Below are 9,085 nucleotides of genomic sequence, written 5' to 3'. Positions count from 1 at the left end.
CGGCTTCAGCGGGCGCCGGCGAATTCGGCGACGAACTCCGCGCGGACCTGCCCGATCGTGTCCTCGCGTTCGGGATGCAGCAGGCGCAGGCGAAGCCGACCGGGCGGATGCCCGGCGCGGTCGCCAACCCGCCTTCGCTCACCACCGGCTGCGTCCGGTACAGCGCCTGGCCGGCGTAGCCGGGCAGGTGCCGCTGCAGGAACCCGGGCGAATTGCTGGTGTGGGCATGCCGTTCCAGCAGGCCGGCATGGCCCAGCGCCAGGGTGGCGCCGCAGATCGCCGCCACCGGCCGGCCGTGCTGCAGGCGCTGGCGCGGCAGGATGCTCAGGCCCGGGATCTCGCCGGCCTGCCGGCGCTCGCCGCCGGGCAGGATCCAAGGTCGGCCTCCAGCGGGTCCAGGCCGGACAGGGCGAACTGCGGCACGATCCGCAGCCCGCCGATCGACTCCAGCGGTTGGCCATCGATGCGGGCGCTGGCCACCTCGTCGCCGAACCCTTCGCGCGCGGCCGGCAGCACCAGGCCGATCTCCCTGTCCGCCACGCGCCATCGACCATCACGGTCGCGTTCTTCGCCATGCCGCCTCCCTTCTTCGCCCAGGGATCAGCCGATGGTCGGCTGTGGCCACCACGCACGGCAAGGCGACGGCCACCACGCACGGCAAGGCGATGGCCGCCGCGCACCGCAGTGGCGCGCGGCGGGTCGATCTCAGGCGCGCAGGCGCTCGCCCAGCCGCTCGCGCAGTGCCTGCAGGTCCTGGGCGAAGGTGGCGATGCCGCCGGCCAGCTTCTCGCGGGCCATCGCATCCGCCTCCAGGGCGGCGGCGAAGCGGGCCGCATCCACCGGTGCCGCCGCCTCGACCGGGTCCGCCGCGCCGGGGACCAGCTTGCGCGGCAGCGGGCCGTACTCGGCGTCCAGCTTCTCCAGCAGCTCCGGCGAGATGGTCAGGCGGTCGCAGCCGGCCAGCGCCTCGATCTGCGCGGTGGATCGGAACGAGGCGCCCATCACCACGGTGGCGAAGCCGCGGCGCTTGAAGCCGGTATACACCGCGCGCACGAAGATCACGCCCGGGTCCTCGTCGATGCTGGCCGGCGCCTGGCCGTGGGCCACGTACCAGTCGAGGATGCGGCCGACGAACGGGGAGATCAGGAACGCGCCGGCCTCGGCGCAGGCCAGCGCCTGGGTGGGGTTGAAGATCAGCGTCAGGTTGCAGTCGATGCCTTCGGCCTGCAGCTGGCGCGCGGCCTCGACGCCCTCCCAGGTGGCGGCGATCTTGATCAGCACCTTCTCGCGCGGCACGCCGCGCGCGGCGTACAGGGCGATGAACGCGCGCGCCTTGGCCACGGTGGCGGCACTGTCGTGGGAGAGGTCGGCATCGACCTCGGTGGAGACCCGGCCCGGCACCAGCCCGGCCAGCATGCTGCCCACGCCGACGGTCAGGCGGTCGGCCACCTGGCGCGCCACGGTGCCGGCGTCGCCGGCCTGCTGCCGGCCCCAGGCCAGCTCGCGCTCGATCAGCCCGGCATAGACCGGCAGGTCCAGCGCCTTCTTCACCAGGGTGGGATTGGTGGTGCAGTCCACCGGCTGCAGGCGCTTGATGGCCTCGTAGTCGCCGGTGTCGGCCACCACCACGGACATGCGCCGCAGCTGGGCCAGCTTGGATTCGTTCTGCGTCATCGCTTGGTTTTCTCGGTGTGCGCGGTGTCGGACGGCTACCTTAACCGCTTCAACGATGGGCGTCGCCGGCGGCCTCGGTCGGGCGGCGCACGGCGCTCACGCGCAGGCGCAGGGCGCGTCCGTCGGCGGTGCGCCAGTCGATGGACTGGCCCTGGCGCAGGCCCAGCAGCGCCGCGCCCACCGGCGCCAGCACCGAGATCCGGCCGCGGGCCACGTCGGCCTCGTGCGGGTAGACCAGGATCAGGCGGTGGTGCTCGCCGCCCAGCTCATCCTCGCAGTCCACCTGCGAGTGCATGGCGACCACGTCCGGCGGCAGCTGCCCGGGCGGCACCACGGTGGCGCGTTCGAGTTCGCCGGCCAGGGCCGCGGCCGCCGGCAGGCGTGCCAGGGCGGGCGACTCGAGCAGGGCTTCCAGCCGGGCCAGGTCGTGGCTGGAGAGGATCAGGGAAGGGGCGGCGGGGGACGGCGGCAGGCCGCTGGCATGGGTGTTCATCGGAAGGCTCCGGTCATGGATGGACGAAGGGCGCCGCATCCGGCGCCCCGCGCCATTGTCCGGAGGAACGCGGGCCGAGGCGAGACCCGGCCCGGCGACGGTTCAGGCCCTGGCCCGGATGCCCGGCGCGGATTCGCCCTCCCCGGCCAGCAGCGCCGGCGGCAGGGCCCGGAACTGCTCGGCCAGGCGCGCCAGGAAGCCGGCCATGGCCGAGCTGCGCCGCCACGCCATGGCGATGCGCCGGCTTGGCCGCGGCCGGTCGCGGAACGGCAGCAGCCGGATGTCAGGGGACGGCGCCACCGGCGGCTGTACTGCCAGCGCCGGCAGCAGCGTCACCCCGACGTTGGCGGCCACCATCTGCCGCAGCGTCTCCAGGCTGGTGGCGCGGAACTCGGACTTCTCGCTGGCACCGGCCAGATGGCACACGTCCAGTGCCTGGTCGCGCAGGCAGTGGCCGTCCTCGAGCAGCAGCAGGCGCTGCTCGTGCAGGTCGTCCAGGGCGATGTCCGGCCGCGCCGCCAGCGCATGGCCCTCGGGCACGGCCAGCAGGAAGGCCTCCTCGAACAGGAATTCGGTGTGCAGCTGGTCGTCGTGCACCGGCAGGGCGAGGATGGCGGCGTCGAGCTTGCCCTCGTGCAACTGGGCCAGCAGGCGGTCGCTCTTCTCCTCCACCAGCAGCAGCTCCAGGTGGGGGAAGCGCTGGCGGATGCGCGGCACCACGTGCGGCAGCAGGTATGGCCCCAGGGTGGGGAAGATGCCCAGGCGCACGGTGCCGGCTTCCGGGTCGCGGCTTCGCCGCGCCGCCTCCTTGAGCTGGTCGATCTCGGCGACGATGCGGCGCGCGCGCTCGGCGGCCTCGCGCCCGGCCGGGGTCAGCATGACCTTGCGCGGGGCGCGCTCGACCAGCGCCACGCCGAGCTCCTCCTCCAGCTTCTTGATCTGGGTGGAGAGCGTGGGCTGGCTGACGAAGCTGGCCTCGGCGGCCTTGCCGAAGTGCTTGTGGTCGGCCAGGGCCACCAGGTACTTGAGATCGCGCAGGTTCATGCCGGTCCGTGGCGGCGGGGCGGGCCCCGCCGCGCCTCCGTCATGCGGCCTTGGCCTCGGCGCTTTCGGCCGGGGCGCTGGTGCGGATCAGGTGGTCGAAGGCGCTCAGCGCGGCGGTGGCGCCGGCCCCCATGGCGATGATGATCTGCTTGTAGGGCACCGTGGTCGCATCGCCGGCGGCGAACACGCCGGGCAGGCTGGTCTGGCCGCGCTCGTCGATCACGATCTCGCCGCGCGGGGTCAGCGCCACCGTGTCCTTCAGCCAGCCGGTGACCGGCAGCAGGCCGATCTGCACGAACACGCCGGCCAGTTCCACCGTGTGCGATTCGCCGGTGGCGCGGTCCTTGTAGGCCAGGCCGGTGACCTTCTGCCCGTCGCCCAGGACCTCGGTGGTCTGGGCATGGGTGACGATGTCCACGTTGGGCAGGCTGCGCAGCTTGCGCTGCAGCACCTCGTCGGCGCGCAGGGTCTCCATGAACTCGATCAGGGTGACGTGGCCGACCACGCCGGCCAGGTCGATGGCCGCTTCCACGCCGGAGTTGCCGCCGCCGATCACCGCCACCTTCTTGCCCTTGAACAGCGGGCCGTCGCAGTGCGGGCAGTAGGTCACGCCCTTGGTGCGGTACTCGGCCTCGCCGGGCACGCCCATGTCGCGCCAGCGTGCGCCGGGCGAGAGGATCACCGTGCGCGACTTCAGCGAGGCGCCGCTGGCCAGCTTGACCTCGACCAGGCCGTCGGCGCCGGCCGGCACCAGCTGCTCGGCGCGCTGCAGGTTCATGATGTCCACGTCGTACATGCGCACGTGGCTCTCCAGCGCCGCGCCCAGCTTCGGGCCCTCGGTGTATTCGACCGAGACGAAGTTCTCGATGGCCATGGTGTCGAGCACCTGGCCGCCGAAGCGCTCGGCCACCAGGCCGGTGCGGATGCCCTTGCGTGCGGCATAGACCGCCGCCGCCGAGCCGGCCGGGCCGCCGCCGACCACCAGCACGTCGAACGGTGCCTTGGCGGCGATCTTGCCGGCTTCGCGCGCGGCTGCGCCGGTGTCGAGCTTGGCCACGATCTGCTCCAGCGTCATGCGGCCCTGGTCGAAGGGCTCGCCGTTGAGGTAGACCGTCGGCACCGACATCACCTGGCGCTGCTCGACCTCGTCCTGGAACAGGGCGCCGTCCACGGCCACGTGCTGCACCCGGGGGTTTAGCACCGCCATCAGGTTCAGCGCCTGGACCACGTCTGGGCAGTTCTGGCACGACAGCGAGAAATAGGTCTCGAAGCGGTAGTCGCCGTCGAGGTTCTTCACCTGCTCCAGCAGCTCCGGCGCGGCCTTGGACGGATGCCCGCCGACCTGCAGCAGGGCCAGCACCAGGGAGGTGAATTCGTGGCCCATCGGGATGCCGGCAAAGCGCAGGTGGATGTCCTGGCCGGGGCTGGTCAGGGCGAAGGACGGCTTGCGCACGTCGTCGTCGCGGCGCACTTCCAGGCTCACGGCATCGGACAGCGATGCCAGGTCCTCGAGCAGTTCCAGCATCTCGGCGGACTTGGCGCCATCATCGACCGAGGCGGTGATGTGGATCGGGCGGACCACCTTTTCCAGGTAGGCCTTGAGCTGGGTCTTCAGGGCGTCATCCAACATGGTGCGGACTCCTCGCGAATGAGCGAATGGGGGACGGCAGCGGGCGGCTGCCGGCGGATCGGGAAGGGATGGGGGGCGAACCGCAGCCGGCGCAGGCGGCATGGCGGGCGGTGGCGGGCTGGCCGGCACCGGCTCCGGTTCGCCCCCGGCCTCCGCCGCGCGGGCGGAGGCGGGGACGCGGCAAGGCTTAGATCTTGCCGACCAGGTCCAGCGACGGCGCCAGGGTCTTCTCGCCTTCCTTCCACTTGGCCGGGCACACCTCGCCCGGGTGGTTGGCGACGTAGATGGCGGCCTTGACCTTGCGCAGCGTGTCCGAAGCCTCGCGGCCGATGCCCTCGGCGGTGATCTCCAGCGCCTGGACCACGCCCTGCGGGTCGATGATGAAGGTGCCGCGGTTGGCCAGGCCGCTCGGGCGCAGCACGTCGAAGTTGGTGGCGATCTTGTGGTCCGGGTCGCCGATCATGGCGAACTTGATCTTGCCGATCGCGGCCGAGGTGTCGTGCCAGGCCTTGTGCGAGAAGTGGGTATCGGTGGACACCGAGTACACCTCCACGCCCAGCTTCTGGAACTCGGCGTAATGGTCGGCCAGGTCCTCCAGCTCGGTCGGGCACACGAAGGTGAAGTCGGCCGGGTAGAACACGACCACGGACCACTTGCCCTTCAGGTCGGCGTCGCTGACCTTGATGAACTTGCCGTCCTTGTAGGCGTCGGCTTCGAAGGGGAGGATTTCGGTGTTGATGACGGACATGGCGTTCCTCTTGGGTTGGCAAAGGGTCGATATGGACCGGGGATGATCATAGGAATCGTCGATAGATAACTCAAATCGATTGATGGAATCGAATAGATAGGGTTCATCTATCGAAATCCCCGTCCACGGGATAATGGTGACGTGGGCCGGTTAAGCGCCCGTCGTCCTTGTTCCCGCCCATGCCCGATGCTTCCGCCGCGCAGCTGCTGCGCCAGGCCGCCGCCACGATCGACCGCTTCGATGCCGAAGCGCTGCTGCTGCATGCGCTCGGCCGCGACCGTGCCTGGCTGTTCGCCCATGGCGAGGCCCCGGTGGACGCCGATGCGGCCACGGCCTTCGCCCGGCTGGTCGAGCGTCGCGCCCGCGGCGAGCCGGTGGCCTACCTGACCGGCCGGCGCGGCTTCTGGACGCTGGACCTGGAGGTCACCCCGGCCACGCTGATCCCGCGTCCGGAGACCGAGCTGCTGGTCGAGCAGGCCCTGGCCCTGCTGCCGCAGGGCGAACCGCTGCGGGTGGCCGACCTGGGCACCGGCAGCGGCGCCGTCGCCCTGGCCATCGCCCGCGAACGGCCGCTGGCGGCGGTGGTCGCCACCGACCTGTACGGCCCGACCCTGGCGGTGGCCACCCGCAACGCCCGGGCCAACGGCGTGGACAACGTCTGGTTCCGCCGCGGCGACTGGTTCGTCGCGCTGGGCCGCGAGCGCTTCGATCTGATCGCCAGCAATCCGCCCTACATCGCCGCCGGCGACCCCCATCTGGCGCAGGGCGACCTGCGCTTCGAGCCGGCCCCGGCCCTGGCCTCCGGCGCCGACGGACTGGACGCGATCCGCCGCCTGGTCGCCGGTGCGCCGGCGCACCTGGTGCCCGGCGGCTGGCTGTTGCTGGAGCACGGCTGGGACCAGGGCGAGGCGGTGCGCGCGCTGCTGGAAGCCGGCGGCTATGCCGGCGTGGCGACCGTGCGCGACCTGGAAGACCGCGACCGGGTCAGCCTGGGACGCCGGCCGGGCTGACCCTCGGCCCGGCGGGGGGCGACCGCGGTTGCGGTCCTAGCCGGCGATCGGGGAGAGCAGATCCGACAGCGATACGGCAGTGGTGGCGGCCAGGGACAGGGCCACGCGCAGGATGTGCGGTTGCCGTGCCTCGGACGCGGCCCGGAAGGCACTCAGCAGCAGGTGTTCCTGCTCGCTCAGCGGACCGGCGGCGCCCTGCGGCGCCCGGGCGGCGGGCGTCGCCATCGGGCCTTCGCCGGTGCCCAGCCACGCCAGCGACACGTCGGTGGTGGCTGCCAGCCGCAGCAGGTGCTGGGTGCTGGGATGGGCCTTGCCGCACTCCCAGTTGGCCACGGCGCTGCGGCCCACGCCCAGCCGCTGCGCGAGCAGCGACTGCGAACAACCGGCCTGGTGGCGTGCCAGGCGAATGCGTGTGGCCAGGGAAGCCATGGTTTCGTTCCTGCCTGTGAAACGGATCGGGCCTTTTACCCCGGCACACCGCATGGCGCAACATGGCGCCAAGGTGGCGGGGCGTGCCGGCGCCATGCCGCTTCCCCCGCCGGGCCAGGCCCGCATCGGGTCATCGCCCGGCCCATATCGGCGTCCGCCGGGAGCCCGCCGGCGCCGGGGCCGGCCGGGGCATCGACCTGCATGCAGTCGCCGCGGGCGGTGGGCGCATCCATCCGGATAGCTAGAATGGCGTCTTCTCCGTTTCCACGGCGCCACCCGTCATGCGCACCCTCTATCCCGCCATCGAGCCCTACGACACCGGCCTGCTGAAGGTCGACGGGCGCCACACGCTCTACTACGAACAGTGCGGCAACCCGCACGGCAAGCCGGTGGTGCTGCTGCATGGCGGGCCCGGCGGCGGCTGCAGCGCCAAGATGCGCCAGTTCCACGACCCGGCCAGATACCGCATCGTGCTGTTCGACCAGCGCGGTTCGGGGCGTTCCACGCCGCACGCGGACCTGACCGACAACACCACCTGGGACCTGGTGGCCGACATCGAGAAGCTGCGCGAGAAGCTCGGCATCGCCACCTGGCAGGTGTTCGGCGGCAGCTGGGGATCGACGCTGGCGCTGGCCTATGCCGAGAAGCACCCGGAGCGGGTCACCGAGCTGGTGCTGCGCGGGATCTTCCTGCTGCGCCGCTTCGAGCTGGAGTGGTTCTACCAGGAAGGCGCCAACCGCCTGTTCCCGGATGCCTGGGAGCACTATGTCGCCGCGATCCCGCCGGTGGAGCGCCACGATCTGATCTCCGCCTTCGGCCGCCGCCTGACCAGCGACGACGAGTCCACCCGCCTGGCCGCGGCACGCGCATGGAGCGTGTGGGAAGGCGCCACCAGCTTCCTGCACGTGGACCAGGACTTCATCAGCGGCCACGAGGACGCGCAGTTCGCCCTGGCCTTCGCCCGCATCGAGAACCACTACTTCGTCAACGGCGGCTTCTTCGAGGTCGAGGACCAGCTGCTGCGCGACGCCCACCGCATCGCCGACATCCCCGGGGTGATCGTGCACGGGCGCTACGACGTGGTGTGCCCGCTGGTCAACGCCTGGGACTTGCACAAGGCCTGGCCCAAGGGCGAGCTGCACATCAACCCGACCTCCGGCCATTCGGCCTTCGAGCCCGAGCACGTGGACGCGCTGGTCGCGGCCACGGACCGCTACGCCGGCTGAACCGGCGGCGCGCGGCATGCGCACGTGTCGGCGCCGGCAAATCCGCGCCGGCGCGGGTGCCTAGCATGCGTGCTTTCCCTGCCGCGAGGCCCGCGATGTCCCTGTCCCGACGCCTGTTCCCCCTGTTCCTGCTGGTGCCGGCGTTCGTCGCCCTGGCCCAGCCGGTGGTGACCGATGCGCCGGTGGCCTGGCAGGCCGATGCCAAGGCCAACAAGCATGCGCAGAAGGAGGCGGCGAAGCTGGCCCAGGCCGGCGCGCCGCCGCCGGCCGCGCGCGAGGGCCGGGACGGGCATCCTCCGGAAGGACGCGGCGCCGGCGGCGCGGGTGGCCCGCCCGGCGAGGGCGGCCCGGACGGCGGCGGCCCGGGCGAGGGGCGCGGCGGCCACGGCGGCCATGGCGATTCGCCTGGCGCAAGCGGCCGCCAGGTCAGCGCGGCGGCGATGCTGCGCCCGGAAATGGATTTCGCCGCACCGGTGGCCGGCACGCTGGTGCTGTACCGCACCCGCGAGGCGGTGCTGTTCGGGCGCCCGCACGGCTCGGACAGCGTGGTGCTGCCGCTGTCCGGGGCGCCGGTGGAGATCGCCCCGGGCGTGCAGGCCCGCCTGCAGGACCAGGACGGCCAGCTCGGCCTGCACATCCAGACCAGCAACGGCATCCAGGTGGACTACCGCTATACCGAGCCGGAGGCCGGGGTGCTGGCGGTGCAGGTCAAGGCCGAGGGGCCGATCCCGCGGCCGGGCAGCCGGTTCGAGGTGGAGCGCCGCTACGCGCGCGCGGCGGCCGACTGAGGCCGCGCGCCTCGGCCGCCCGGAGCGCGCCGGGGACGCGGCG

9 protein-coding genes and 1 pseudogene are annotated in these 9,085 nt (G+C 72.3%); 3 read left to right on the top strand and 7 right to left on the bottom strand.

The window, feature by feature from the left end; all coding sequences use genetic code 11:
- Nucleotides 1-5 precede the first annotated feature (5 nt).
- From BN3794_RS12575 to ahpC, 6 genes and pseudogenes are all read right to left on the bottom strand, one after another.
- Nucleotides 6-575 (bottom strand): annotated as a pseudogene (locus tag BN3794_RS12575) (DJ-1/PfpI family protein).
- 130 nt (nucleotides 576-705) lie between these two features.
- Nucleotides 706-1,674: a transaldolase gene (locus BN3794_RS12570; RefSeq protein WP_066097744.1), complete on the bottom strand. Its 969-nt coding sequence runs from the start codon at nucleotides 1,672-1,674 to the stop codon at nucleotides 706-708.
- 49 nt (nucleotides 1,675-1,723) lie between these two features.
- Nucleotides 1,724-2,167 carry a nucleoside diphosphate kinase regulator gene (rnk, locus tag BN3794_RS12565; RefSeq protein WP_066097742.1) on the bottom strand — a complete coding sequence of 148 codons (444 nt, stop codon included), beginning with the start codon at nucleotides 2,165-2,167 and terminating at the stop codon, nucleotides 1,724-1,726.
- Between the two features lie 102 nt (nucleotides 2,168-2,269).
- A complete protein-coding gene (gene oxyR, locus BN3794_RS12560; protein ID WP_066097740.1) occupies nucleotides 2,270-3,211 on the bottom strand; it encodes a DNA-binding transcriptional regulator OxyR in 942 nt (313 codons plus the stop codon).
- Nucleotides 3,212-3,251: 40 nt separating this feature from the next.
- A complete protein-coding gene (gene ahpF / locus BN3794_RS12555) occupies nucleotides 3,252-4,841 on the bottom strand; it encodes an alkyl hydroperoxide reductase subunit F (RefSeq protein WP_066097738.1) in 1,590 nt (529 codons plus the stop codon).
- A gap of 187 nt (nucleotides 4,842-5,028) precedes the next feature.
- Entirely contained in the window at nucleotides 5,029-5,589 is a 561-nt protein-coding gene (gene ahpC / locus BN3794_RS12550) for an alkyl hydroperoxide reductase subunit C (protein WP_066097736.1), read from the bottom strand.
- Nucleotides 5,590-5,768: 179 nt separating this feature from the next.
- Here ahpC and prmC point away from each other — a divergent pair, with 179 nt between their 5' ends.
- A complete protein-coding gene (gene prmC, locus BN3794_RS12545; protein ID WP_066097734.1) occupies nucleotides 5,769-6,599 on the top strand; it encodes a peptide chain release factor N(5)-glutamine methyltransferase in 831 nt (276 codons plus the stop codon).
- Between the two features lie 36 nt (nucleotides 6,600-6,635).
- Here prmC and BN3794_RS12540 read toward each other — a convergent pair whose 3' ends face one another.
- Entirely contained in the window at nucleotides 6,636-7,028 is a 393-nt protein-coding gene (locus BN3794_RS12540; RefSeq protein WP_066097732.1) for a helix-turn-helix domain-containing protein, read from the bottom strand.
- 281 nt (nucleotides 7,029-7,309) lie between these two features.
- Between BN3794_RS12540 and pip the strand changes: the two genes are divergently transcribed.
- Together pip and BN3794_RS16630 are read left to right on the top strand one after the other, a co-directional pair.
- Entirely contained in the window at nucleotides 7,310-8,254 is a 945-nt protein-coding gene (gene pip, locus BN3794_RS12535) for a prolyl aminopeptidase (protein WP_066097730.1), read from the top strand.
- Between the two features lie 95 nt (nucleotides 8,255-8,349).
- Nucleotides 8,350-9,042, top strand: a complete 693-nt coding sequence (locus BN3794_RS16630; protein WP_066097728.1) for a hypothetical protein — start codon at nucleotides 8,350-8,352, stop codon at nucleotides 9,040-9,042.
- Nucleotides 9,043-9,085 lie beyond the last annotated feature (43 nt).

Origin of the sequence: Xanthomonas massiliensis (genome assembly GCF_900018785.1) — a bacterium.
Taxonomy (GTDB): domain Bacteria; phylum Pseudomonadota; class Gammaproteobacteria; order Xanthomonadales; family Xanthomonadaceae; genus Xanthomonas_B; species Xanthomonas_B massiliensis.
The sequence above is the reverse complement of the archived record's forward strand: the minus strand, read 5'-3'. Positions and strand labels throughout refer to the sequence as shown.

Excerpts from the sequence above, each read along its gene's own strand:
- pip (WP_066097730.1), top strand. The coding sequence starts at position 7,310 with ATGCGCACCCTCTATCCCGCCATCGAGCCCTACGACACCGGCCTGCTG.
- ahpF (WP_066097738.1), bottom strand. The coding sequence starts at position 4,841 with ATGTTGGATGACGCCCTGAAGACCCAGCTCAAGGCCTACCTGGAAAAG.
- rnk (WP_066097742.1), bottom strand. The coding sequence starts at position 2,167 with ATGAACACCCATGCCAGCGGCCTGCCGCCGTCCCCCGCCGCCCCTTCC.
- prmC (WP_066097734.1), top strand. The coding sequence starts at position 5,769 with ATGCCCGATGCTTCCGCCGCGCAGCTGCTGCGCCAGGCCGCCGCCACG.
- BN3794_RS12570 (WP_066097744.1), bottom strand. The coding sequence starts at position 1,674 with ATGACGCAGAACGAATCCAAGCTGGCCCAGCTGCGGCGCATGTCCGTG.
- oxyR (WP_066097740.1), bottom strand. The coding sequence starts at position 3,211 with ATGAACCTGCGCGATCTCAAGTACCTGGTGGCCCTGGCCGACCACAAG.
- BN3794_RS16630 (WP_066097728.1), top strand. The coding sequence starts at position 8,350 with ATGTCCCTGTCCCGACGCCTGTTCCCCCTGTTCCTGCTGGTGCCGGCG.
- ahpC (WP_066097736.1), bottom strand. The coding sequence starts at position 5,589 with ATGTCCGTCATCAACACCGAAATCCTCCCCTTCGAAGCCGACGCCTAC.
- BN3794_RS12540 (WP_066097732.1), bottom strand. The coding sequence starts at position 7,028 with ATGGCTTCCCTGGCCACACGCATTCGCCTGGCACGCCACCAGGCCGGT.